Origin of the sequence: Xylocopilactobacillus apicola, from assembly GCF_033095985.1 — a bacterium.
Lineage (GTDB): Bacteria > Bacillota > Bacilli > Lactobacillales > Lactobacillaceae > Xylocopilactobacillus > Xylocopilactobacillus apicola.
Genome location: NZ_AP026802.1, coordinates 2,002,091 through 2,026,020 on the forward strand (window position 1 = coordinate 2,002,091; position 23,930 = coordinate 2,026,020).

At 40.0% G+C, this 23,930-nt stretch carries 38 protein-coding genes and 1 pseudogene; 1 reads left to right on the forward strand and 38 read right to left on the reverse strand.

Annotated elements, in window-relative coordinates; all coding sequences use genetic code 11:
• Positions 1-96: 96 nt before the first annotated feature.
• From mgtA to rpsJ, 35 genes and pseudogenes are all read right to left on the reverse strand, one after another.
• Positions 97-2,721, reverse strand: a complete 2,625-nt coding sequence (mgtA, locus tag R8495_RS09805) for a magnesium-translocating P-type ATPase (RefSeq protein ID WP_317635297.1) — start codon at positions 2,719-2,721, stop codon at positions 97-99.
• A gap of 55 nt (positions 2,722-2,776) precedes the next feature.
• Positions 2,777-3,967: an SAM-dependent methyltransferase gene (locus R8495_RS09810; RefSeq protein ID WP_317635298.1), complete on the reverse strand. Its 1,191-nt coding sequence runs from the start codon at positions 3,965-3,967 to the stop codon at positions 2,777-2,779.
• A gap of 63 nt (positions 3,968-4,030) precedes the next feature.
• On the reverse strand, positions 4,031-4,777 hold the full coding sequence (gene truA, locus R8495_RS09815) for a tRNA pseudouridine(38-40) synthase TruA (RefSeq protein ID WP_317635299.1): 747 nt from the start codon (positions 4,775-4,777) through the stop codon (positions 4,031-4,033).
• On the reverse strand, positions 4,774-5,568 hold the full coding sequence (locus R8495_RS09820) for an energy-coupling factor transporter transmembrane component T family protein (RefSeq protein ID WP_317635300.1): 795 nt from the start codon (positions 5,566-5,568) through the stop codon (positions 4,774-4,776). Before R8495_RS09820 ends, truA begins: the two co-directional genes overlap by 4 nt.
• A complete protein-coding gene (locus tag R8495_RS09825; protein WP_317635301.1) occupies positions 5,565-6,407 on the reverse strand; it encodes an energy-coupling factor transporter ATPase in 843 nt (280 codons plus the stop codon). Before R8495_RS09825 ends, R8495_RS09820 begins: the two co-directional genes overlap by 4 nt.
• On the reverse strand, positions 6,383-7,219 hold the full coding sequence (locus R8495_RS09830; RefSeq protein ID WP_317635302.1) for an energy-coupling factor transporter ATPase: 837 nt from the start codon (positions 7,217-7,219) through the stop codon (positions 6,383-6,385). Before R8495_RS09830 ends, R8495_RS09825 begins: the two co-directional genes overlap by 25 nt.
• 79 nt (positions 7,220-7,298) lie before the next feature.
• A complete protein-coding gene (gene rplQ / locus R8495_RS09835) occupies positions 7,299-7,679 on the reverse strand; it encodes a 50S ribosomal protein L17 (protein WP_317635303.1) in 381 nt (126 codons plus the stop codon).
• 5 nt (positions 7,680-7,684) lie between these two features.
• Positions 7,685-8,626, reverse strand: coding sequence for a DNA-directed RNA polymerase subunit alpha (locus R8495_RS09840; protein ID WP_317635304.1), 942 nt, complete (start codon positions 8,624-8,626; stop codon positions 7,685-7,687).
• Positions 8,627-8,682: 56 nt separating this feature from the next.
• Positions 8,683-9,072 (reverse strand): 30S ribosomal protein S11, encoded by a 390-nt coding sequence (gene rpsK / locus R8495_RS09845; RefSeq protein ID WP_317635305.1) that lies wholly within the window; start codon positions 9,070-9,072, stop codon positions 8,683-8,685.
• A gap of 18 nt (positions 9,073-9,090) precedes the next feature.
• Positions 9,091-9,456: a 30S ribosomal protein S13 gene (gene rpsM, locus R8495_RS09850; protein WP_317635306.1), complete on the reverse strand. Its 366-nt coding sequence runs from the start codon at positions 9,454-9,456 to the stop codon at positions 9,091-9,093.
• 10 nt (positions 9,457-9,466) lie between these two features.
• Entirely contained in the window at positions 9,467-9,583 is a 117-nt protein-coding gene (gene rpmJ / locus R8495_RS09855) for a 50S ribosomal protein L36 (RefSeq protein WP_317635307.1), read from the reverse strand.
• A 14-nt stretch (positions 9,584-9,597) separates the two neighbouring features.
• Positions 9,598-9,816, reverse strand: a complete 219-nt coding sequence (gene infA, locus R8495_RS09860; RefSeq protein ID WP_317635308.1) for a translation initiation factor IF-1 — start codon at positions 9,814-9,816, stop codon at positions 9,598-9,600.
• Between the two features lie 58 nt (positions 9,817-9,874).
• Positions 9,875-10,546 carry an adenylate kinase gene (locus R8495_RS09865; RefSeq protein WP_317635309.1) on the reverse strand — a complete coding sequence of 224 codons (672 nt, stop codon included), beginning with the start codon at positions 10,544-10,546 and terminating at the stop codon, positions 9,875-9,877.
• Positions 10,547-10,552: 6 nt separating this feature from the next.
• Positions 10,553-11,863, reverse strand: coding sequence for a preprotein translocase subunit SecY (gene secY, locus R8495_RS09870; protein WP_317635310.1), 1,311 nt, complete (start codon positions 11,861-11,863; stop codon positions 10,553-10,555).
• Positions 11,863-12,303 carry a 50S ribosomal protein L15 gene (rplO, locus tag R8495_RS09875; RefSeq protein ID WP_317635311.1) on the reverse strand — a complete coding sequence of 147 codons (441 nt, stop codon included), beginning with the start codon at positions 12,301-12,303 and terminating at the stop codon, positions 11,863-11,865. The genes secY and rplO overlap by 1 nt, the downstream gene beginning before the upstream one ends.
• 13 nt (positions 12,304-12,316) lie before the next feature.
• Entirely contained in the window at positions 12,317-12,502 is a 186-nt protein-coding gene (gene rpmD / locus R8495_RS09880; protein WP_317635312.1) for a 50S ribosomal protein L30, read from the reverse strand.
• A gap of 10 nt (positions 12,503-12,512) precedes the next feature.
• Entirely contained in the window at positions 12,513-13,007 is a 495-nt protein-coding gene (gene rpsE, locus R8495_RS09885; RefSeq protein ID WP_317635313.1) for a 30S ribosomal protein S5, read from the reverse strand.
• Positions 13,008-13,030: 23 nt separating this feature from the next.
• Positions 13,031-13,390 carry a 50S ribosomal protein L18 gene (gene rplR, locus R8495_RS09890; protein WP_317635314.1) on the reverse strand — a complete coding sequence of 120 codons (360 nt, stop codon included), beginning with the start codon at positions 13,388-13,390 and terminating at the stop codon, positions 13,031-13,033.
• A gap of 3 nt (positions 13,391-13,393) precedes the next feature.
• On the reverse strand, positions 13,394-13,924 hold the full coding sequence (gene rplF / locus R8495_RS09895; RefSeq protein WP_317635315.1) for a 50S ribosomal protein L6: 531 nt from the start codon (positions 13,922-13,924) through the stop codon (positions 13,394-13,396).
• Positions 13,925-13,937: 13 nt separating this feature from the next.
• Complete coding sequence (gene rpsH / locus R8495_RS09900) at positions 13,938-14,336, reverse strand: 30S ribosomal protein S8 (protein WP_317635316.1); 399 nt, start codon at positions 14,334-14,336, stop codon at positions 13,938-13,940.
• A gap of 18 nt (positions 14,337-14,354) precedes the next feature.
• Positions 14,355-14,540, reverse strand: coding sequence for a type Z 30S ribosomal protein S14 (locus R8495_RS09905; protein WP_317635317.1), 186 nt, complete (start codon positions 14,538-14,540; stop codon positions 14,355-14,357).
• A 25-nt stretch (positions 14,541-14,565) separates the two neighbouring features.
• On the reverse strand, positions 14,566-15,108 hold the full coding sequence (gene rplE / locus R8495_RS09910; protein WP_317635318.1) for a 50S ribosomal protein L5: 543 nt from the start codon (positions 15,106-15,108) through the stop codon (positions 14,566-14,568).
• A complete protein-coding gene (rplX, locus tag R8495_RS09915) occupies positions 15,108-15,455 on the reverse strand; it encodes a 50S ribosomal protein L24 (RefSeq protein ID WP_317635319.1) in 348 nt (115 codons plus the stop codon). Before rplX ends, rplE begins: the two co-directional genes overlap by 1 nt.
• A gap of 23 nt (positions 15,456-15,478) precedes the next feature.
• Positions 15,479-15,847: a 50S ribosomal protein L14 gene (gene rplN, locus R8495_RS09920; RefSeq protein ID WP_317635320.1), complete on the reverse strand. Its 369-nt coding sequence runs from the start codon at positions 15,845-15,847 to the stop codon at positions 15,479-15,481.
• A gap of 33 nt (positions 15,848-15,880) precedes the next feature.
• The gene (gene rpsQ / locus R8495_RS09925; RefSeq protein ID WP_317635321.1) at positions 15,881-16,150 is read right to left on the reverse strand and encodes a 30S ribosomal protein S17; all 270 of its coding nucleotides are present in this window, start codon (positions 16,148-16,150) and stop codon (positions 15,881-15,883) included.
• Entirely contained in the window at positions 16,150-16,347 is a 198-nt protein-coding gene (gene rpmC, locus R8495_RS09930; protein WP_317635322.1) for a 50S ribosomal protein L29, read from the reverse strand. Before rpmC ends, rpsQ begins: the two co-directional genes overlap by 1 nt.
• Positions 16,347-16,772, reverse strand: coding sequence for a 50S ribosomal protein L16 (gene rplP / locus R8495_RS09935; protein WP_317635323.1), 426 nt, complete (start codon positions 16,770-16,772; stop codon positions 16,347-16,349). The genes rpmC and rplP overlap by 1 nt, the downstream gene beginning before the upstream one ends.
• A gap of 191 nt (positions 16,773-16,963) precedes the next feature.
• Positions 16,964-17,620, reverse strand: a pseudogene (rpsC, locus tag R8495_RS09940) (30S ribosomal protein S3); the annotation flags it as partial.
• A 15-nt stretch (positions 17,621-17,635) separates the two neighbouring features.
• Positions 17,636-18,001: a 50S ribosomal protein L22 gene (gene rplV / locus R8495_RS09945; protein ID WP_317635324.1), complete on the reverse strand. Its 366-nt coding sequence runs from the start codon at positions 17,999-18,001 to the stop codon at positions 17,636-17,638.
• Positions 18,002-18,012: 11 nt separating this feature from the next.
• Entirely contained in the window at positions 18,013-18,294 is a 282-nt protein-coding gene (rpsS, locus tag R8495_RS09950) for a 30S ribosomal protein S19 (protein ID WP_317635325.1), read from the reverse strand.
• Positions 18,295-18,309: 15 nt separating this feature from the next.
• Positions 18,310-19,143, reverse strand: a complete 834-nt coding sequence (rplB, locus tag R8495_RS09955) for a 50S ribosomal protein L2 (protein ID WP_317635326.1) — start codon at positions 19,141-19,143, stop codon at positions 18,310-18,312.
• 16 nt (positions 19,144-19,159) lie between these two features.
• A complete protein-coding gene (gene rplW / locus R8495_RS09960; protein WP_317635327.1) occupies positions 19,160-19,486 on the reverse strand; it encodes a 50S ribosomal protein L23 in 327 nt (108 codons plus the stop codon).
• Positions 19,483-20,109: a 50S ribosomal protein L4 gene (gene rplD / locus R8495_RS09965; RefSeq protein WP_317635328.1), complete on the reverse strand. Its 627-nt coding sequence runs from the start codon at positions 20,107-20,109 to the stop codon at positions 19,483-19,485. Before rplD ends, rplW begins: the two co-directional genes overlap by 4 nt.
• A gap of 14 nt (positions 20,110-20,123) precedes the next feature.
• Complete coding sequence (gene rplC / locus R8495_RS09970) at positions 20,124-20,768, reverse strand: 50S ribosomal protein L3 (protein ID WP_317635329.1); 645 nt, start codon at positions 20,766-20,768, stop codon at positions 20,124-20,126.
• 13 nt (positions 20,769-20,781) lie between these two features.
• The gene (gene rpsJ, locus R8495_RS09975; protein WP_317635330.1) at positions 20,782-21,090 is read right to left on the reverse strand and encodes a 30S ribosomal protein S10; all 309 of its coding nucleotides are present in this window, start codon (positions 21,088-21,090) and stop codon (positions 20,782-20,784) included.
• A 270-nt stretch (positions 21,091-21,360) separates the two neighbouring features.
• Between rpsJ and R8495_RS09980 the strand changes: the two genes are divergently transcribed.
• Positions 21,361-21,864, forward strand: coding sequence for an O-acetyl-ADP-ribose deacetylase (locus R8495_RS09980; protein ID WP_317635331.1), 504 nt, complete (start codon positions 21,361-21,363; stop codon positions 21,862-21,864).
• Here the strand turns inward: R8495_RS09980 and R8495_RS09985 are convergent.
• The 3 genes from R8495_RS09985 to msrB all read right to left on the reverse strand — a co-directional run bounded on the left by R8495_RS09985 (position 21,856) and on the right by msrB (position 23,808).
• Positions 21,856-22,533: a shikimate kinase gene (locus tag R8495_RS09985; protein WP_317635332.1), complete on the reverse strand. Its 678-nt coding sequence runs from the start codon at positions 22,531-22,533 to the stop codon at positions 21,856-21,858. The two genes, R8495_RS09980 and R8495_RS09985, sit on opposite strands and share 9 nt — an antisense overlap.
• A 295-nt stretch (positions 22,534-22,828) precedes the next feature.
• Positions 22,829-23,347 (reverse strand): peptide-methionine (S)-S-oxide reductase MsrA, encoded by a 519-nt coding sequence (gene msrA, locus R8495_RS09990; protein ID WP_317635333.1) that lies wholly within the window; start codon positions 23,345-23,347, stop codon positions 22,829-22,831.
• Positions 23,347-23,808: a peptide-methionine (R)-S-oxide reductase MsrB gene (gene msrB, locus R8495_RS09995; protein WP_317635334.1), complete on the reverse strand. Its 462-nt coding sequence runs from the start codon at positions 23,806-23,808 to the stop codon at positions 23,347-23,349. Before msrB ends, msrA begins: the two co-directional genes overlap by 1 nt.
• Positions 23,809-23,930 lie beyond the last annotated feature (122 nt).

Consider the following 23,930-nt stretch of genomic DNA (forward strand, 5'->3'; position numbering starts at 1 on the left):
AATGCATATGATACATTGTGGCTTTTAAACTTTTTCACTTAACGGTAACCCGCTTTTATTACAATTATTTTTTTGCAACTAATCAAGGGAAAACCCCTAAAGCCACTCATGATAGCGCTTCAAATAAAATACTTTAACCAACTCAACAGTCAAAAGATAGCCTGCAGTTAACAAAATAGCTGCAAATGCGTAGTTTCCCGGTAATCTTCCAAACTCAAAAGCAACTCTTAGCGGCGTCGTGATCACGATGAGTCCTGCCGCAACTGCCAAAAGCGTCGCTAAAATTACTGTGTTGGAAGCATGTCGACTAAAGCTCGGAACTTTTTGCGTCCGGAAAATATAGACCACTAAAGTTTGGGTCAAAAGACCCACGACAAACCAGCCTGCTTGAAAATCGTGCTGCCAAGCAGGATTTCCAGCATGAGCGCCAATCCCAAAGGCGAACCACAAAGTGACAAATGTTAGAATATCGAAGATCGAACTCAGTGGACCAAAAATCACCGTAAACCGAAATAGCCCTTTTAAGCGCCAAGGTGTGGGCTCCATCAAAGTTTCTTTATCAACATTATCCCAAGGAATCGACATCTGCGAGGTATCATAGATCAAATTCTGCACCAAAAGTTGAACAGATAACATCGGTAAGAAGGGCAAAAAGATACTTGCAATCAGAACCGATAAGGCATTTCCAAAATTTGATGAAATTGTCATTTTAATATATTTCATCGTGTTAGCGTAAACCTTGCGTCCTTCAATAATTCCGGTTTCTAACACTAATAAGCTTTTTTCAAGCAGCACAATGTCAGAAACATCTTTAGTTATATCGGCTGCATTCTTCACGCTGATTCCAACATCCGCCTGCCTCAAAGCGGGTGCATCATTGATCCCATCGCCCATAAATCCGACAGTATTACCATAACTGCGCATCACTTTGATAACTCTGGCCTTCTGTTCAGGGCTGAGCTTGACAAAGAGATCGTGACTCTGAACTGTATCAAGAAGTGCTTGATCATCAAGCTGATCAATTTCGTGTCCCCAAACGACGTCCAAATTGTCGATTCCGACGTCATCTGCCACGTGTTGGGTAATAATTGCATTATCCCCGGTCAGAATTTTAACTTTGACTCCGTGCTCCCGCAAAAGTTTGATCGCTTTTTCGGCATCTTTTTTCGGCGGATCCAAAAATCCTAGAAATCCTGCGATCGTCATGTCCTTTTCATCTTCAACGGTGTAATCATTGTTCCGGTGCAGATCCATCCGATACGCAATCATCAAAACTCGCATCCCTTGCTCATTTAATTCGCGATTAGTTCTTGCCAACTGCTCCTTCATATCTGACGTCAAAATCTCTCGTTTTTCGCCGATCATGACATATTTTGAAATGCTGAGCATCTCTTCAAAAGCACCCTTGGTGATCATCCACTGATGTTCTTTATTACGCACCGCAACGGTTGAGCGCCGACGAGAAAAATCAAACGGTATTTCATCATATTTATTGAGACCCTGCGGTAGCGTCTTCTCCTGCTCCGGATGCTCGCGCACGTATTCAATGATCGCAGCATCCATCAAATTGCTCCAACCGGTCTGATAATTTGAATTCATGTATGCTAATTGCAAAACATCGTCATTATCTTCTCCAAAAACGTTGACATGGCGCATCACAACTACGCGATCTTCCGTCAAAGTCCCCGTTTTATCAGTAAATAAAGTATCAATCGCACCTAAACTTTGAATTGCATTCAAGCGCTTGACGATCACCTCTTCTTTTGCCATCGTCAGCGCCCCTTTGGCCAAATTACTATTAACAACAGTTGGTAGCATCTCTGGCGTCAGTCCAACTGCAATTGCAATTGCAAAAAAGAAAGCCTGGCCCCAATCATTTTTGGTGAACCCATTGATTAGGAAAACAACTGGCACAAGCGCTAACATCATTAAAATCAAAAAACGACTGACCGAACGCATCCCCTTTTCAAAATTGCCCACCGCCTTTTTGGTCGTCACACTTTGAGCAATGCCGTTGAAGAAAGTATTGCGGCCGGTTTTTAAAATTACTGCTTTACCAGAGCCTGAAAGGACATCTGTCCCCATGAAAACCAAATTTGGCTGATCAAAAGCGGTCATTTCACTATCCTGATTTTCGCTCAAGCCCTCAGCATTTTTTTCGACTGGCATCGATTCGCCAGTCAACGACGACTGGTTAATAAACAGATCGCGCGTCTCAAAAAGATAAGCGTCCGCTGGGATCATATCTCCGGTTCTCAGTTCGATCACATCTCCGGGTACGATTTGATCCATCGGAATTTCCTTGACAACACCATCCCGCATCACAGCACTCGTGTTTTGAATCAATTTCGTTAAGTCGCTACTTGCTTGTTGCGAACGATACTCTTGGCGAAATCTTATGCCTACGGAAAGAGCGATCATCAAAAACATCACCGTGGCACCGTCCAAATCACCCGTAACTACGGAAACAATTGCCAGCAAAAATAATACGTAAACAAAGGGGTCATTGAAGGAAAAAAGCAAAATTAAATACCAGGGTTTCGCTCGTTGACTTGTCACGGTATTGAGCCCAAACTGATCTTGTAATTCTTCAATCACACTATTAGCTAGCCCGGTCGGCCTTGATTTTAACTCCGCCAACACTTCTGCCGGATTCATCGCACTAATTCTTTTCAACTCTGCTTGTTTTGGTGAAATACTCTTTTTCCGGTTTTTCATCATCTCCTACCCTTCATCAGTAAAAATGGTACCTAACCAACGAGTCGGTACCATTTAATTATTTTTCATTATCATAAATATAAGCGCGGGTCATCGGTAACGTTTGATTACTGCGACCATTTGAAAGCAAGAACTGCATGACATCAATGTTACCCGACTCAAAGGAACCTGCTGCTGCCTGCAAGTACATATCCCACATCCGGGCAAACTCACGGCCGTATTTCTCACTAGTTTCATCAAATACTTGATGATAACTTTCTGTCCAACACTCCAGTGTTTTCTGATAGTGGCGCCTCATAGTCTCCAAATCATCAAGCTGAAGTTTAGCGTCCATAATATGATTTAAATTCTCCGCCATATTTGGAATATACCCGCCTGGGAAAATGTATTTCACCAAAAACGGATCAACTCCTAGTCCTACATGTTGACCAGTAATTCCGTGGATTAAAGCAACTCCGTCTGGCACTAAGAGATCTTGAATTTTCTGAAAATAAAGTCCAAGATTTTCTTTTCCTACGTGTTCAAACATTCCAACACTGACAACGTAATCAAAATCAACATCTTTAGGTACTTCACGATAATCCATCAGCCAAACATCAACTTGACCTTCCAGGCCTTCTTTTTTGATCCGTTCTTTGGTGTAATCGTATTGCTCTTGACTTAAAGTAATCCCCGTCGTCTTTAAATTATAAAGTTTCGCTGCAGCAATGATCATTGCGCCCCAGCCAGAACCGATATCTAAAAGCGTCCTTCCTGCAACCGGATTTAATTTATGTAAAATATGTTCAATCTTATTGTGTTGAGCTTGTTCTAACGTATCATCCGGGTGTTCAAAATAAGCACAGGAATAAGTCATCGTTGGATCTAACCACATCCGATAGAAATCATTTCCGATATCGTAATGCTTTTGAATATCAGCTTCACTAGCCTTCTCGCTATGTGACATCTTCGGTAAATACTTAATAAGTCTCCCGTTAGTTAGGAAACTATCCTTCGCTGCAAAAGCCGAAGCAACCAACTTTTGAATGCTGCCCTCAATATCTAGTTTATCACTCATATAGGCTTCGGCAAGTCTAAGGGTTGGTTCGTGCATGAAATCAGTAACCGGGATCTCTTCATTAAATTTAATTTTTACAACTGGATCACCTTCGCCGTAATTTTCAGTCGTCTGATCCCAGTAACTAACGCTCACCGGAATTGAAAACGCACGACTTAAAATTTTGCGATAAATACTTTTATCAAAAACCATTTTTTCACCTCAATTATTTTCCCGAAGAAAATTATAAAGTTCTTTTTTTAAAAATCAAACTACTTAAAGGTAATGAACCTCCTGTAAATAAAGTCCACTGGCAGGTGCTGTCCAACGAGCTTCTTTACGGTCTTTAACCTCATAAAGACGCAAAAAATCATGAACTGGTCGCCGACCATTGCCAATTTCAAGGAGAACTCCTACCATAATTCGAACCTGATTATAAAGAAACCCATCTCCGGTAAAATAAAATTTCAGCTCATTTTCTGACTCGCTACTTTCAACAGTTGCCTTACTAATTGTACGTACTTTATTTACCGCCTGACCTCCACTAGCTGCAAAACTGGTAAAATCATGGGTCCCGACAACATCTTTTAGCGCTTCTTCAATCTTAGCAAGATCCACCGGATACGGATAATGTGTCGTATAGAACCGTTTAAAAGGATCTACAAACCGACCTCTTGCCACCCGGTAAAGATAAGTTTTTTCGTGCGCCGCGAATCGGGCATGAAAATCGTCATCCACAGCCTGAACATCCGTAAACTCAACATCAAGTGGCATTAGACTATTAAGTGCTAAGCGCATTTTTTCAGGGGGCAGAAACTTTTTGTAATCAAAATGAATCACCTGTCCCAACGCATGCACACCTGCATCTGTGCGGCTAGCACCAAAAACCACAATCCGCTCACCCTTCGACATCTTCATCAAGGCATTTTCAATTACGCCTTGGACGGTCCGCAAATTCGATGCTTGTAGTTGAAAGCCTGAAAACCTTGTTCCATCATATTTTAATATTGCTTTATATCTCATGATTTTAAAACCCAAGTCAAAATAGTAATTACTCCTAAAATAATATATGATGCTGTATCTGCTAAATGCCAACGCATGATCCGATACTTAGTTCTTTTTGCCTCCGGAATGTAACCCCGGGACTCCATGGCGACCGCCAGATCTTCTGCCATCTTAAAATTACTTTCTAGTAGCGGTACCAACAATGGAATAATATTCAAAATTCTTTTTTTCAAGCTCGAATCGTTAAAATCTACGCCTCTAGACATCTGAGCGTTAATAATTTTCTGTGCTGAGTCAGCAATTGTTGGAATAAAACGTAGTGCAATCGAAATCATCAAGCCAATAACCTGCGTTGGTACTCCCAATAATTTAAGTGGCTTCAAAAGCGACTCAATCGAGTCTGCAATCAAAAGGGGTGAGGTCGTTAAGGTCAAAATCGTCGAGATATTGATGTTAATTAAGAGACGCAAAAACATGTAAAAAGCGCTTTTCAGGCCCGAACTTGTCAACCAGATCAACCCCCAATGAAAATAAACTTTTCCTCCTGGAGTGAAAAACATTTGGACGACCACCACCAGCACAATTAAGAAGATGAAGGATTTCATCCCCGCGAAAAAATAAGATAACGAAATTTTCGAAAGACGTATCACTAAAAGAGTAAAGCCTAAAAGACATGCATAAGTAACTAAATTATTCGCCCAAAAAACGACCATAATGAATAAAATCGTGAAAACCATCTTGCCTCGCGGATCAAGACGATGAATAATTGAATTACCGGGGAGATAACGCCCAATTAATATTTTACTCAAGTTAACTTCCTAACTAATTCCTGAACCAACTCTGTTGTTGAAAGAGGCGGTTCAGACAAATAAACACCTTTTTGTTTCAACTTTTGAGCGAACTCAAGTGCGCGGGGATAACCAACTGTTAAGTGATCAGACTGGGTAAAAACTTCGCGGGGCGTTCCCGCTGCTTGAATTGACCCCTGATCTAACAAAATGACTTGGTCACTATATTTAGCTACATCGTCCATTTGGTGAGTGACCATTACGACTGTCAGTTGCCACTCCTGATGCAAACGTTCAAACAATTCCATCATCTCACGGTGGGCTCTGGGGTCAAGGCCCGCCGTTGGCTCATCTAAAACCAAGATTTGCGGATGCATCGCTAAAATTCCAGCAATAGCAACTCGCCGCATCTGTCCACCCGAAAGCGAAAAAGGCGACCTATCTGCTAAAGATTTTGGCAACTCCACTAAATCTAACATTTCTAAAGCTGTCCGATATGCAGCAGATTCTTCCATCCCATAATTAATCGGAGCAACAGCAATATCTTTAACAACTGTTGCTTCATAGAGTTGATTTTCCGGAAACTGAAACACCATTCCTACATGTCTTCGAAGCTCACCTAACCTTTTTTTCTTTGTATCAGGTGTTAAGGTAAAATCTCCAATTTCTACACTTCCAACGCTCGGAATCAAAAGCCCATTTAAGTGCTGAATAAGCGTCGATTTTCCGCTACCAGTTTCTCCGATAATTGAAGTAAAACTACCTTCCCTTATTTGAAGATCTATTTCTTTTAAAGCTCTAAACTGCATCGGCGCATGATAGTTATAGTAGTAACTTACATTTTTAAAGATAATTTCCATAAATAATCTATTAATTGCTCCTCGCTAAAGTATTGATCTTCGATAGGAATTCCTGCTTCTTTTAACTGCTGATCTAGCTTTAAAATAAAAGGTAGCTCCAAATGGTTTTCTGAAATAAGCTTCCGATTTGTAAATAAGTCAGTTGGTTGACCACTCCCCTTAATTTGCCCTTCAGTTAATAAATAGATATAATCACTTGCTAACGCTTCTGTCAAATTGTGCGTTACTGAAAGAATTGTCATCGACGTTTGAGTTTTTAAATTCGAAATCAGTTTTAACAAATCCGTTCGTCCACGAGGATCTAACATGCTGCTAGCTTCATCCAAGATTAAAATTTCTGGATCGTAAGCAATCGCGCAGGCAATTGCAACTCGTTGCTTTTGCCCGCCCGAAAGAGCTTCTGGCTGACGATCACGATATTCCCACATCCCAACTAACTTTAAAACGCGTTCAATGATTGAATCCATCTGATCATGTGGCACCAAATGATTCTCCAAACCAAAAGCAACGTCATCTTTGACGGTTGCTCCAACAAACTGGCTGTCCGGATTTTGAAAGACAATCCCAACTTCACAACGAATTTTCTTTAAATTGTCATCACTAAGTTCATAACCAGAAACGGTCACTCGTCCACTATCAGGTTGATTAATTCCAATCAAAATCTTCGCCAAAGTACTTTTTCCACTGCCATTTTCGCCAATAATAGTGGTAAATGTATTTTGCCTAATAGTTAATGAAACATTTTTTAAAATAGGAGTTGTAGTCTCGGGATAAGTGAAATTTAAATTATCTACTTTAATTATATCTGACATTTGTGCCCCAATTTTTTGAATAAAAAAAGTCCTTGGCATAATTATACTGCAAGGACAATCAACTGAAAAATGTTAGACTTTATACTAACTCGATTACAACCATCGGGGCACCATCACCGCGACGGCTAACTGTTTTATAAATTCGCGTATACCCACCGTTACGTTCAGCGTAACGATTTGGTAAATCAGAAAACAGCTTTTGAAGCGCTGACTCAACAACAATTTCGTCGTCTTTCTCTTCTGTGCTTGCGACAACATTACGAACATAAGCAGCAGCTTGACGACGTGCGTGCAAGTCGCCTCTTTTACCTAACGTAATCATTTTTTCAACAACTGAACGTAGATCTTTAGCTTTAGCTTCAGTCGTCGTGATCCGTTCGTGTACAATCAGATCAGTTGTCAAATTTCTGAGCATCGCTTTTCGGTGGCCACTATCACGACCAAATTTACGATTATGCATGGCTTCTATTCATCCTCCTTCTTTAGTGATAATCCTAAACTTGCAAGTTTAGCTTTAACTTCTTCTAAAGACTTACGTCCAAGATTTCGAACCTTCATCATATCAGATTCTGTCATTTGGGTTAACTCACCCAAGGTATTAATCCCAGCTCTCTTCAAACTATTGTATGAACGAACCGTTAGATCAATCTCTTCGATCGTCATATCGAGCAATTTCTCAATATGTTTGTCTTCTTTTTCAACCAAGGTTTCAACATTACCAGCATCGCCGTCTAATTCAACAAAAATTGCTAAATGATCCGTCAAAATCTTCGCTGCAAGACTCAAAGCCTCAGTTGGCATGATAGACCCATTTGTCCAAATTTCTAACGTTAATTTGTCAAAATCGTTCCGGTTACGAACTCGAGTACTTTCAACCTGGTAATTAACCTTTTCGACTGGTGTATAAATCGAATCAACCGCTAATACTCCGATTGGCATTGAATCAGTCTTATTTTGAACAGCAGAAACATATCCACGGCCTGTTTTAACAGTCATCCGCATTGAAAGCTCTCCGCCTTTAGCGACTGAACAAATATATTGATCCGGATCAATTACTTCAAGTTCTGGATCACTTTCAATATCAGCAGCAGTAACTTTCTTTTCACCATTGACTTTAATCTCAATGACTTTCTCTTCAACTCCGACTAATTTCAGCTTCAATTTCTTAACATTAAGAATAATATGAGAAACATCTTCTAAAATTCCGTCTACCGTTGAGAATTCGTGATATACATTGTCGATTTGAATGTCAGTAACAGCTGAACCTGGTAAAGAGGTCAATAAAACACGGCGCAAGGAATTGCCTAAGGTAGTACCATACCCTCTCTCTAAAGGTTCAATAATAAATTTCCCATAAATCGGGGTTTCTTCGATCCTTGCAATCGACGGCTTTTCAAATTCTATCATTTAGTAACTATTACCCCTTTCTGATCTGATATTTTAGATGAAAATAGGATTAATAATTACACACGACGCCGCTTTGGTGGCCTTGAACCATTGTGAGGAACTGGTGTATCATCACGAATCGCAGTAATCTCTAAACCAGCTGCTTGTAAAGATCTAATAGCTGATTCACGACCAGAACCTGGTCCCTTCACTGAAACTTCAACATTACGCATCCCTTGATCCATTGAAGCCTTTGCTGCTGCTTCTGCTGCAAGTTGTGCAGCATATGGTGTTGACTTACGTGAGCCTTTAAAGCCAAGTGCACCTGCAGATGACCAAGATATTGCGTTGCCCTTTGGATCTGTAATCATAACAATCGTGTTGTTAAATGTTGAGTGGATATGAGCAACACCAGACTCAATATTTTTCTTTACTCTACGCCGACGCGTAGTTCTTCTCGTTGCCAAATTTTAATTACTCCCCCACTACTTCTTCTTACCAGCGATCGAAACCTTCTTGCCTTTTCGGGTCCGAGCGTTATTTTTAGTATTCTGTCCCCGAACGGGTAGATTAAAACGATGGCGCAAACCACGGTAAGAACCAATTTCCTGTAAACGTTTAATATTAAGATTGACTTCCCGGCGTAAATCACCTTCGACTTTATACTTATCGACTGCACCACGAATTGCATCTTCCTGCTGTGGTGTTAAGTCTTCTTGGCGAATATCTTCAGAAATATTTGCATCCTTTAAGATTTTCTGCGCTGTTGGAAGACCAATTCCGTAAATATAAGTTAATGCTATTACTATTCTTTTACCTCTCGGTAAATCAACTCCAGCAATACGAACCACTACTTATCTCCTAACCTTGTCTTTGTTTATGTCTTGGGTTTGCAGAGCAAATTACCATAACCCGACCGCGGCGCTTGATAATCCTGCAATGCTCACACATTTTCTTTACTGATGGACGAACTTTCATCCTAACCTCCGTAATTATCTAAATCTATACGTAATCCGACCTTTAGTGAGATCATACGGAGATAACTCTACTGTCACTTTATCTCCTGGAAGGATACGGATATAGTGCATTCTGATTTTCCCTGAAACATGAGCTAAAATTTCTGCTCCGTTTTCTAATTGGACTTTAAACATTGCATTTGGCAGTGTATCAGTAACTTTTCCGCGTACTTCGATCACATCTTGCTTTGCCAAATATAACCTCCACTTTGACTGCTTTAACCTGGGTCTAACTTATTAATGATACCACATATCACAATTCTTTAAAAGAATCAAACTTTTTAAGAATTTTTTCTATTTCCGCAAATACTTCATCAATCGACTTGTTACCATCAATTTTAGCCAGTTTACCCTGTTCTTGGTAATAAGCAATCAACGGTGTGTTATCCTGGATGTTTACTGCTAGACGGTTGCGAACCACTTCTGGTTTATCATCATCTCGCTGGTAAAATTCACGACTTCCACAAACATCACAAATACCTTCAACTTTCGGAGGATTATAGATTCGGTGATAAGTCGCTCCACATTTACGACAGATAAATCTTCCTGAGAGTCTCTGAACTAAGTCTTCTGGATCTACTTCAATATTTACAACTTGATCAATCTGTGTCTTCAAATCTTTTACAGTTTGATCTAATGCTTCACCTTGAGCAAGCGTTCTTGGATATCCATCCAACAAAAATCCTTTGCTCTTAACATCTGATTGACCCAAACGTTCTTTTACAAGTCCGTTTGTCACTTCATCAGGAACTAATTTACCCTGATCCAAGTAACTTTTAGCCATTTTACCTAATTCAGTCTCTTGACTAATTGCTGCACGAAACATATCACCAGTTGAGATGTGGACCAAATCAAATTCATTAACAATTTTTTCAGCCTGAGTACCTTTACCAGCACCCGGTAATCCCATCAAAATAATATTCATTCTCAATTACCTAATAAATCCTACATATTCTCGCTTCATTAACAACCCATCTAGCTGCCGTGTTGTTTCCAATGCAACTCCTACTACGATTAGCAAACTAGTTCCACCAAGGCCAATTGACTGTGGCAGTCCCCAGATATTACTTGCTAATAATGGAATCAAAGAAATTAATCCTAAGAAGACTGACCCGACTGTAGAAAGACGAATGAGTAAACTCGATAAATAATTCTCCGTCTCCTCGCCTGGTCTTACTCCTGGAATATAACTACCTTGTTTCGTTAGATTCTCTGCAACTTTTTCTGGATTAACCTGTACAAAAGCATAAAAGAACGTAAAGAGGACAATCAGTAATGTATAAATCGCAACTCCCCAGTTACTTTGCAAGTTAAAGATCGAATCGAGAACTTTAAACCAGCCATCTTGCTCATGTGCATTTCTAAACGCAGTCAAGATCGTTTGAGGCGTAACAATGAATGAACTTGCAAAAATTACTGGAATAACCCCAGAAACATTAATTTTCAATGGTAGGAAACTATTATCTCCAGTTCCCGTAGCTCGACGAGTAAACTGAATTGGGATCTTATAATTGGCCTGTTGAACGTATGTAACAAAAGTGGTAATCAAAATTACTGCAAGTACAATCAAAACAATGATTCCAATATTGAACATCAAACGGGTTTTTGAAGCACCAACAATGTACTGATGGTAAAGAGCCATAATTCCGCTTGGAAGGCGAGCAATAATCCCGCCACCAATAATCATTGAAACTCCATTACCAAGTCCCTTATCAGTGATTTGTTCACCGAGCCAGGTCAAAAGCATTGTTCCTGCAGTAAGGATAAAACCAATTTCAATGAAAGTCGCAACTGTTGGCGACTTCACCAGCTTCTGTCCGTTATTATTCAGACTTGAAAGTGCATTAAATCCACCAGTAATAGCTACTGATTGAAGAAATGCTAAAAATATCGTCAAAACTCTGGTCACGTTGTTTAACTTACGACGACCAACCTCTCCTTGTTTACTCCATTCAACAAAAACTGGGACAATATCCATTTGCAATAACTGAACTACAATTTGCGCCGTAATATAAGGCGAAACCCCTAGAGCAAAAATTGAATAATTAGCAAGACCTCCACCACTGACAGTATCTAAGATCGGTACTAAGCCGCTTTGAGCGATGCTAGTCATTGCTTTTGCATTAACTCCAGGGACTGTCAGTAAAGACCCAAAACGATAAATCAAGAATGCAAAGAAGGTGAAAAGTATTCTTGATCTGATATTTTTTACTTTTAAACCCCTGAATAATGTTTCGAACATTAATTTACCTCAACGGTTCCACCGGCATTGACGATTGCCTCATTCGCCGACTTAGTAACTTTACTTACTTTAACAGTAAGTTTCTTCTCAATTTCTCCATTTCCAAGGATTTTCACCCCTGAAAGGGTCTTTTTAATAATCCCTTTTTCTAATAGAGCATCCGTGTCTACAACATCACCGTTGTTAAATGCATTCAATGCAGACAAGCTAACCTCAGCATAGTCTTTACGATTAATATTGTTAAACCCACGTTTGGGAATTCGTCTGAACAACGGCATCTGCCCGCCTTCAAAGCCCATCCGAACTTTGCCGCCTTGACGTGCCTTTTGTCCTTTAGTTCCTCGACCAGCGGTCTTACCATGACCTGATGAAAAACCACGGGCTAGCCGTTTACGTGAATGCCGTGACCCTGGTGCTGGTCTTAATTCATTTAACTGCATACTTGCTCCCTTTCTATTCGTTTACTTCCTCAATCGAAACCAAATGAGCAATCTTATCAATTGCTCCACGGATTGAAGCATTGTTAGGTAGAATTGATGTCGAATGAACTCTACCTAGCCCAAGTGCTCTAACCACTTTTCGTTGTTCGGGAATCCGGTGCAGTGCACTTCTTTCCAGCGTAACTTTAATTTTTGTCATTATATCACTCCTATAACGAATCTACTGAGATGCCCCGTAGATCAGCAGTCTGTTTAGCAGTCCGTAATTTCTTTAAACCATCAAAAGTAGCACGAATCACGTTGATCGGGGTGTTACTTCCTTGAGATTTACTCGTAATATCACCGACTCCAGCTAATTCAAGGACGGAACGAACAGCTCCACCTGCTGAAATTCCAGAACCTTCACGAGCTGGTTTTAATAAAATATGGCCAGAACCATAATGACCTTTGATCTCATGAGGGATTGTTGTTCCTGACGTTGGTACTGTAATCATATTCTTCTTTGCTGCATCAGCAGCTTTACGAATTGCTTCTGGAACTTCCTGAGCTTTACCAGTTCCAAATCCGACATGACCACTCTTATCTCCTACAACAACAATTGCAGCAAAACGAAGTCTCCGACCACCTTTTACAACTTTAGTGATCCGGTTGATTTGAACGACTGTTTCTTCTAATTCATTTTCTTTTGTATCAAAATCTGCCATGAATGTCTTCTCCTTCATCAATCCTAAAAGTCTAATCCTGCTTCTCTTGCTCCATCAGCAAGAGCCATGACGCGACCATGATACACATATCCTCCACGGTCAAAGACAACAGTTTTGATATTCTTCTCAATTGCGCGTTTGCCCAAAAGTTCACCAACCGCTTTAGCTTGTTCAACCTTAGTTCCTTTGCGATCAAAATCTTTATCAAGACTTGATGCACTAACTAAAGTTATTCCTTTATCATCGTCGATAATTTGAGCATAGATATTCGTGTTAGAACGAAATACATTTAGGCGAGGCTTTTCAGCAGTACCATTGAGATGGAAACGCATCCGGCTATGACGTTTAAGTCGAATCTTATTCTTTTCAATTTTTGTAATCATCTACTACTTACCAGTCTTTCCTTCCTTACGACGTACTTGTTCATCAAGGTATCTAATCCCTTTACCTTTATAAGGTTCAGGAGGACGAACTTCCCGAATTTCGGCGGCAAATTTGCCAACGGATTCCTTACTGATCCCCGAGATAATAATCTCGGTATTTGAAGGAACTTCAATTTTAATTCCTTCAGGCGCAGGCATCTCAACAGGATGAGAGTAGCCAACGTTTAAAACTAATTTTTGTCCTTGCATCTGTGCCCGGTATCCAACTCCGACTAGGTTTAATTGCTTCTTAAACCCAGTATGTACACCTTCAACCATATTTGCAAAAAGTGCTCGAGTTGTTCCGTGAAGAGGCTTAAACTCATCACTTTTACGATCAAAAGAAACTACATTTCCTTCAACTTTAACAGTGATTTCTGGACGAAATGTCCTTGTGATGCTCCCTTTTGGCCCTTTGACTGTAATGGTGTTTCCATCTTGGGTCATTGTAACACCTTCGGGCATCACAACTTTTTTATATCCAATACGACTCATTTAAACACCACCTTTACCATACATAGGCGATTACTTCGCCGCCTACATCTTTTTGACGTGCTTCTTTGTCAGACAATACACCAGCAGATGTTGATAAAATTGCAATTCCGAGTCCGTTAAGAACCCGTGGAACATTGCGGGCAGAAACATAATTTCTAAGCCCTGGTTTTGAAATTCTCTTTAAACCAGAGATAACACGTTCATTATCATATCCGTATTTTAAGAAAATTCGAATCATTCCCTGCTTGTTATCTTTGCTGACGACATAATCACGAATAAATCCTTCGCGTTTTAAAATTTCAGACATTGAAATTTTCATTTTTGATGCAGGTACATCCAAGTATTCATGTTTAACCATGTTTGCATTACGAATTCTTGTCAGATAATCTGCAATTGGGTCAGTTAATGTCATTGCTTCTCGCTCCTCCGTCTACCAACTTGCTTTATGCATTCCAGGAATTTGGCCTTTATGAGCTAATTCGCGGATACACAACCGGCAAAGATGAAATTTCTTATATACAGAGCGTGGACGACCACAACGAGCACAACGTGTATAGTTCTGTGTCGAGAACTTTGCAGGTCTACTATTTTTTTCTATTAAAGCCTTTTTAGCCAAGTTTGTCTTATCCTCTCTTAATTAATTATCTAGCAAACGGCATTCCTAACTGAGTCAAAAGCTCTAACGCTTCTTCATCAGTATTTGCCGTTGTGACGATAACAATATCCATTCCTCTAACTTTACTTACATCGTCAAAATTAATCTCTGGGAAGATCAACTGCTCTTTAACACCAAGCGTGTAATTACCCCGACCATCAAATGACTTTGGACTAACTCCGTGAAAGTCACGAACTCGTGGTAACGATACATTGATCAATTTGTCTAAGAAATCAAACATCCGTTCACCCCGAAGTGTAACTTTCGTACCGATCGGATTTCCTTCACGAAGTCTAAAGCCCGCAATAGAATGCTTAGCTTTCGTAATAATTGGTTGTTGTCCAGAAATTAACTTCAACTCGCTAACTGCTTCATCTAAAAATCTTGAGTTAGAAATTGCATCACCAACACCCATATTGATAACAACTTTATCTAATGAAGGGGTCTGCATTACAGATTTATAACTGAATTTTTCGACTAATGAAGGGGTGATCTCGTCAACGTATCTTTTCTTCAAGCGATTTTCCATTAATCAGATTCCCCTTCCTTTTTTACTTTCGAATTATCGATTGGTTCGCCTGATTTCTTCGCGATCCTAATCTTTTTACCATCCCGGATTTCCATTTTAATCCGTGTTGGTTTATTTGTCTTTGGGTCAAGCAGCATTACGTTTGACGCATCGATCGGTGCCTCAGTTTCAATGACGCCACCTTGGCTGCCAGTTGAACTTGGTTTTAAATGTTTCTTAACCATGTTGACGCCTTTAACGATCACCCGATTTTCTTTAATCAGTACCTTTTCGATGGTACCAATTTTGCCTTTATCAGCTGATTTTCCGCGTACTACTTGAACCTTATCAAGCCTTTTCAAATACAAAATATATCCTCCGTACGATCTCTTTATAGAACTTCTGGCGCCAGAGAAACGATCTTCATAAAATTATGATCACGTAATTCTCGAGCTACTGGTCCAAAAATACGAGTTCCTTTCGGACTTTTATCAGCGTTGATAATAACTGCTGCGTTATCGTCAAATTTAATATATGATCCATCAGGACGGTGAACTCCGTAAGCGCTCCGGACAATAACTGCCTTTACCACTTCAGACTTCTTGACAACGCCACCAGGTGTAGCCTGTTTAACTGTTGCTGTTACAATATCACCAATATTTCCATATTTACGATAAGAACCGCCCATTACCTGGATCACAAGCAGTTCACGAGCACCAGAATTATCAGCTACTTTAAGCCGAGTTTCTTCTTGTATCAAAATTTATTCTCCTTCTTTTGCCTGAATTCAGGATTATACGATCTCTGCTTTCTTAACAATTTCAACTAAACGAAATCTCTTATTCTTTGAAAGAGGGCGAGTTTCCATAATCCGAACCACATCACCAATTTTTGCTTCATTTTTTTCATCATGCGCATAATACTTTTTCGAATACTTGATCTGCTTATGATAAATTGGATGGGTTTTTCTAGTATCAACTTTAACGGTGATTGTTTTATCACCTTTGTCCGAAGTGACTTGTCCTTGATAGACTTTACGGTTATTTCTTTCTTCAGCTGCCATTAACTTTCACCTCTCTTTTGCTCTGTTAAGATTGTCAGTATTCTAGCAATATTCTTCTTAACTTTCTTTAACCGAGCTGTGTTTGTGAAATTGCCAGTAGCTTGTTGAAATCTCAAATTGAATAGTTCTTTACGATATTCCTCTTCTTTGGCAATCATTTCAGATGTTGAAAGTTTTCTAATTTCACTTGCTTTCACTATTTATCACCATCCGTTTCCGCTCGTGTTACAAACTTCGTTTTGATTGGTAACTTGTTTGATGCTAAGCGCAATGCTTCGCGGGCAACTTCCTCTGGGACACCTGCAACTTCGAAGAGAACTTTCTCTCTTTTTACTACAGCAACCCACCCTTCAGGAGCACCTTTACCATTACCCATCCGGACTCCGACACCTTTGGAAGTGTAGGATTTATGCGGGAAAATTTTGATCCAAACTTTACCGCCACGTTTCATATAACGAGTCATGGCAATCCGGGCTGCTTCAATTTGACGGTTAGTGATCCAGTGATTCTCTAAAGCCTTGATTCCGTATTCACCAAATGCGATCTCTTTGCCGCCTTTAGCTTCGCCACGCATTTTACCGCGAAATTCACGACGGTGTTTTACACGTTTAGGTACCAGCATTTTAAAATACTCCTTTTTTAACGGCCAGCGTTACTTGGTCGTCTATTATTTCCATTGTTACTCTGATTATTGTTCCGGTTGTTATTGTTGCGATAATTTCCGTTGCGGTTATTATTGCGACCATTACCGTTACGATTATTATTTGACCGGTTGTTGCCACGTCTTTGTTGATTGCCACGACCTTGGCGAGGACCTTCTTCAGCTAAGTTAACTCTTGGCTTACCAGGTAACACTTCACCACGGTAAATCCAAGTTTTAACACCAATTTGACCATATGTAGTCGTTGCTTCATCCCATGAATAGTCAATATCTGCTCTTAAGGTATGAAGTGGAACACTACCCAAAGAATGTTTTTCACGACGTGCCATATCAGCGCCATTTAGTCGCCCAGAGATTTGAGTTTTAACTCCCTTTGCTCCTGCGCGCATTACCCGCTGCATTGCTTGTCTTTGTGCCCGACGAAAAGCAATCCGTGCTTCCAATTGACTAGCGATGCTTTCACCAACCAAATGGGCATCAAGATCGGGCTTTTTAATTTCCACGATATTTACGTGAACGGTACTCTTCGTTAAGCCTGAAAGATCATGTCTTAATGCTTCAACTTCACTTCCGCCTTTACCGATTACCATCCCAGGTTTAGCTGTATGGATAAAAACGTTAACCATATTTGATGCTCTTTCAATTTCAACGTGAGAAACTGAAGCACTTGCTAAACGTTTGAAAATATATTTTCTTAGTTCGATGTCTTCGATCAGGTATTTAGCAAAGTTCTTTTCTGCATACCATTTATCTTCATAATCACGGATAACACCGATTCTAAATCCAATTGGATTAATCTTTTGACCCAAACTTCAATCTCCTCTTTACTCTTCGTTCTGTTTGACAACTACCGTGATGTGACTGGTTCGCTTATGAATTGCCGACGCTGAGCCTTTAGCTCGAGGGCGGAATCTTTTCATGGTTGGACCTTCATTTACATATACTTCTGAAACGTAAAGATCCTCTGCATCCAGGTCAAAATTATTCATTGCATTTGCGACTGCCGAATGTAAAACTTTGCTTACAATCGGTGATGCTCCGCGAGGAGTAAATTGTAAAATCGCATAAGCCTCTGCTACTTTCTTACCACGGATCAAATCAATGACCATTCTCGCTTTGCGAGGAGCAATCCGAATAGTCTTTGCCGTCGCGCGGGCAGAAGTAATTACTTCTTCTTTATCATCAGCCATAATTTTCTCCTTTATTTCTTCCCTGTTTTACGATCTTCACCAGAGTGTCCTCTGAACGTTCTCGTCGGTACAAATTCGCCTAACTTATGACCAACCATATCTTCTTGAATATAAACTGGCACATGTTTACGGCCATCATAGACAGCGATCGTATATCCAATAAAAGAAGGAAAGATCGTTGAACGACGAGACCAAGTCCTAATAATCTGTTTTTTCTCTTGATCCTTTTGAGCATCAACTTTCTTTAAGAGATGTTCATCAGCAAAAGGACCCTTTTTTAAACTACGAGTCATATAACCTAATCTCCTCTACTTATGATTCCGATGGCGAATAATGAATTTCTCAGATTTCGCTTTTGTATTACGTGTCTTCTTACCTAAGGTCTTCTTACCCCAGATAGATACTGGAGATGGACGACCGATCGGAGCTTTACCTTCACCACCACCATGTGGGTGATCGTTAGGGTTCATAACTGATCCACGAACTGTTGGACGAATTCCCATCCAGCGTTTACGTCCTGCTTTTCCAAGTTTGATTAATTCATGTTGTCCGTTACCAACTTCACCAATCGTTGCCCGGTTACGAGCTAAAATATTACGCATTTCTCCTGATTGAAGACGAACAGAAACGTAATTGCCTTCCTTACCTAAAACCTGTGCTGATGTACCAGCTGAACGAACTAATTGTCCGCCTTTACCAGGCTTCAATTCAATATTATGAATTAAAGTTCCATCAGGAATACTTGAAAGAGGCATTGCATTACCAACTTTGATATCAACGCTTTCGCCAGAAACAATCTTCTGACCGACTTCTAAGCCCTTAGGTGCCAAGATGTAAGCCTTAATTCCATCTGCGTAGTACAACAATGCAATATTTGCACTTCGATTTGGATCATATTCGATTGCCTTAACTGTTGCTTCTACGTTGTCTTTTTGCCGTTTAAAATCAATAATGCGGTATTTTCTCTTATGTCCGCCCCCGTGGTGACGAACTGTAATGTGACCTTGCGAATTACGGCCAGCCGTTTTTGATTTTGCTTGAAGCAGTGTCTTTTCTGGTTTCGATTTCGTAATCTCAGCAAAGTCAGAAGACGTCATGTTCCGCCGACCATTTGTAGTCGGTTTATACTTAATGATTCCCAATAATCTGCTCCTTTACTTATTTATTATCGTCTTTTTTATCGTCAGTAGACTGATCTTTGACCATCACTGGAATTTCCTTAGAATCAGCAGTTAAAGTGATGATTGCCTTACGTTTACCAGCTTTATAGCCGCTGTATCGACCATAACGGCGAAACTTTTTGCGAATATTCATCAAGTTGACTTCTTTAACTTTGACATCAAAGATTTCTTCAATTGCGTGACGAATTTGAATCTTATTTGCGCCAGGAGCTACATAAAATGTGTATTTGTGTTGCCCCATGAGATCCATTGACTTCTCAGTAATAACTGGGGTTTTAATCACGTCATGAACACTATCACTCATGCAAATACCTCCTCGATGATCTCAAGAGCCTTCTTGGTTATGATCAATTTCTTACCTTGTAAAATGTTTAAAACATTAATTCCAGTTGGTGTAACAAAACGAACTTTTTGTAAGTTACGGCCTGATAAAACTGCATTTTCGTTCTCTGATTCAACAGCGATTAATGCTGAAGTCTCGTCTGCCTTAACATTTTTCATAAATGCAATGAATTCTTTCGTTTTTGGTTGAGAGAATGATAAGTCTTCAACAACGATCAAATCATTATCAAGCACTTTTTGTGAAAGCACTGATTTAAGTGCTAAACGGCGAACCTTCTTAGGCAGCTTATATGAATAACTACGTGGATGTGGGCCAAATGCAACTCCGCCGCCTTTCCATTGTGGTGAACGAATCGAGCCTTGACGAGCACGACCTGTTCCTTTTTGACGCCAAGGTTTACGGCCCCCACCAGAAACTGCAGAACGATTCAAAACGTTTGAGTTTCCTTGACGCAAGCTTGCTCTTTGCATTACAACTGCGTCAAAAACGACATGTTCATTTGGTTCGATGCCGAAAATAGAATCACTAAGGTTTACTTTTCCATTTTCGGAACCATCTTGACGATATAAAGTAATTTCCGTCATTATTTCTCCTTAATTTACTTAGCGACCGCTTTTACGGCATTTTTTACTGTTACGAATGACTTGTTTGCTCCCGGAACGTTCCCTTTAATTAAAAGCAAGTTACGTTCTGGATCAATTTTAGCAATCACTAAATTCTGCATTGTTACCGTATGATTACCCATGCGGCCTGGCAATTTTTTTCCAGGGAAAACGCGATTAATGATCGCACCCATTGAACCAGGGATTCGATGATAACGAGATCCATGTGTTTCAGGACCACGTGACTGATTATCTTTCTTGATGTTTCCTTGGAAGCCATGACCTTTGCTGACTCCTGTTACGTCAACTAACTCACCGGCTGCAAATTGTTCAACATTTATGGTTAATTCTTCAGAACCAAATTCCCCATCACCAAGCTCAAAATTACGGATTTCTTTAACAAAACGTTTTGGTTTAGCTTGAGCCTTCTTAACGTGACCTTGTTCTGGCTTATTACTAAGAACGTCACGTTTAGCACCTGTTCCAAGCTGAACAGCATCATAACCATCATGTTCTTTAGTCTTAACTTGCAAGACCGTATTTGGAGTTACATCGATAACAGAAACTGGAATCAGTTCACCATTTTCATCAAAGATCTGGGTCATCCCAATCTTTTGACCAAGTATTGCTTTAGTTGCCATGTGAACCTCCTTATTATAGTTTGATTTCAATATCTACACCGCTGGGAAGATCTAACTTCATCAGGGCATCGACTGTTTTTGGTGTTGGATTTAAAATATCGATTAAACGCTTATGAGTCAGCATTTCAAACTGCTCGCGTGAATCCTTATGCTTATGTGGCGAACGCAAAACTGTATAAAGTGAACGCTCTGTTGGCAAAGGAATCGGACCTGAAATCGTAGCACCCGTCCGTTTAGCAGTTTCAACAATCTTCTCTGCTGACTGGTCAAGGATGCCGTGCTCATAGGCCTTTAACCTAATTCTAATTTTTTCATTTGCCATTTTTTCCTCCTCGTCAAAGTTCATTGTATTGACTAGCTCAACGAAAGCACCAACGCACTCTGCAATGGCAATGCAGCCGGGTGTGTTGCAACATCTCGCATCATAGCTTAAGAGCCCTATCCGCTCTTTAGCGCATAGAAACCCCTTGTAACAAATAACAATTAAATAGTATAACGCATTATCGGCGCTACAGCAAGTCTTTTTTTAAATTTTCTGCCTTTTAACAAAATATTTTTGATTTACAATAGAAGAAAAAAGGAGTTCAAACTGATGATCCAAATTGAAATTATTAAAGGTGACATCACACAAAGTCACGTTGACGCAATTGTTAATGCTGCAAACACCACTTTAATGGGCGGGGGCGGTGTTGACGGAGCAATTCACTGTGCGGCCGGACCAGAACTAGATGCAGCTTGTGAGGCTCTTCATGGTTGCAAAACTGGGGAAGCGAAAACCACGCCTGGTTTTAATCTGCCAGCTAAATTTATCATACATACTCCTGGGCCAATCTGGCACGATGGCAAAAATAACGAAGATGAGCTGTTAAAAAACAGCTACTTCAATTCACTCAAAGAAGCTGAGGCGCATCAATGTCATACTGTTGATTTTCCCTCCATTAGTACGGGCGTTTACCACTTTCCTCTTTTGCGAGCGGCAAAAATTGCCTTGAACACAATCAGTAATTTCCCTTCATACTCTATTGAGAAAGTCCGAATTGTTGCTTTTGATCTTCAAACGAAAGCCGCTTACGATTACGCGTTAACTTTATCTTGAACGCTTGCTACCTCGTTTAATAACGCTGATAAAACGTTGATTAATTAAATGACTTTCCAAATTTAATTTTTTCGCCCTTAAATGCTCAATCTCTTTTTCAAGCGCCATGATACGCGAAGAATCTTCAATTTCTTTGCGAGTTAATTCATTACGTTCTAACAATGCTACTCCTAATTTAACCTCAGCAGCAACGATATTATTGCGTTTATTAGTTGAATCAACAACGACATCAGCTATCGACCGATACATTTGGTCGCGCCGCTCCCAAAGTTGATAAAACTCTCTGGTCGTACTTTTTTCGACTAAAGGACGACGCTGATTGCGTAAAAGACGCTTCATTATGTGTGGTAAATCACCATAAATGTAAACAATTGTCGCTTGACTCTTACGTAAAAGACTTATATTACGCTTAACTTCTACAATTCCACCCCCAGTTGAAATAATCCCCGGATGTTTTAGAGCCTGTTCGAGAATGTGAGTTTCTTGTCTTCGAAAATAAGCCTCTCCCTTGGTGGCGAAAATTTCACCGGGCGTTGCCTTCTCCATTCGCGTAATCATTTTATCAGTATCACAAAAATTAACTTTGGTTTTCTTAGCTAAAAACGTGCCAACTGAAGTCTTCCCAACCCCCATGAAGCCAATTAATACAATCGGATTTTGCTTCGTCAATTGGTACACCTTCTGTGTTTATAAATCATCATATCTCTTTCGTTAAATTTTATATAGTAATGAAGAAACTTCCCATCCAAAATAGAATGAAAAATCGAGATGATAAAACTGGTAGAACCCTTCCCCATTTCAACGGCTTTTTGCATCGATGGTTATTTTTAAATTTGATAACCATGAGCTCTTGCTCGTTGAACTAATTTTACTAGTTCGGTATAAAAATTGTACCAGATCTGAAAGCAAAATGTTCTTTTTATTCAAAAAAAAAGGCTTTCAGTCAAAAACTGAAAGTCCACTATTATTCCCAATACTTTTCTTTAAAGGCTTTTCGTCCGCCAGCCTCTTCGATTTCATGGCGCAATGGATCCTTGCGATAAAAATCTTGATGATATTCTTCAGCTGGATAAAACGGTTGGGCTGGCTCAATTGTCGTAACAATCGGATCTTTAAATTTCCCTGACTCACTTAAAGCTTTCTTCGATTCTTGAGCCGCCGCGCGTTGAGCAGGACTATTTACGAATATCACTGGTCGATAATTATCGCCTCGATCTTGAAATTGCCCCATTGCATCAGTCGGATCGGTCTGCTGCCAATAAATTTCAAGTAATTCTCGGTAACTAATCACTTCTGGATCAAAGGTAATCATCACCGCTTCCGTGTGCCCAGTCGTGTGACTAGCAACTTGTTCATACGTCGGATTTTCTACGTGCCCACCGGTATAGCCAGACACAACTTTCTTGATGCCAGGACGAGTATCAAATGGTTCAACCATGCACCAAAAACATCCACCGGCAAAAATTGCTGTTTCTTCACTCATTAATCATCCTCAACTTGTAAAACACCTGGAAATAATTTAGCATACTCACCATATCCGGCTGCTTTTAATTTTGCTGCTGGAACAAAACGCAAAGCTGCTGAGTTAATGCAGTAGCGAAGGCCTCCGCGCTCTTGAGGCCCATCTTCAAAAACATGACCTAAATGTGAATCAGCTTCAGCACTTCTAACTTCTGTGCGTTCTTGCATGAAAGAACGGTCTGGTAGTTCTTTAAGCATCGCATCCTTGATTGGTTGAGTAAACGCTGGCCAACCACATCCGGCATCATATTTATCTTGTGAAGAAAACAAGGGCTCTTTACTTACTACATCAACATAAATCCCGGGTTCGTAAAAATCGTCGTATTGACCAGAAAAAGGACGTTCTGTTGCTGCGTGCTGAGTAACTTCAAATTCTTCTGGTGTTAATTTTTTTAAATTCTCTGCTTTAGTTTTTTCGTCCATGAATACCGCCTCCTAATGGCCGTTCTTAATTAAATCTTGGTATTTAAGGAATAGTTTGCTGGTATGAGGTAAAGGTGTGTAGTAAACTAACTGATTCTCTGGATTTGTAATCCCGTTGTAAA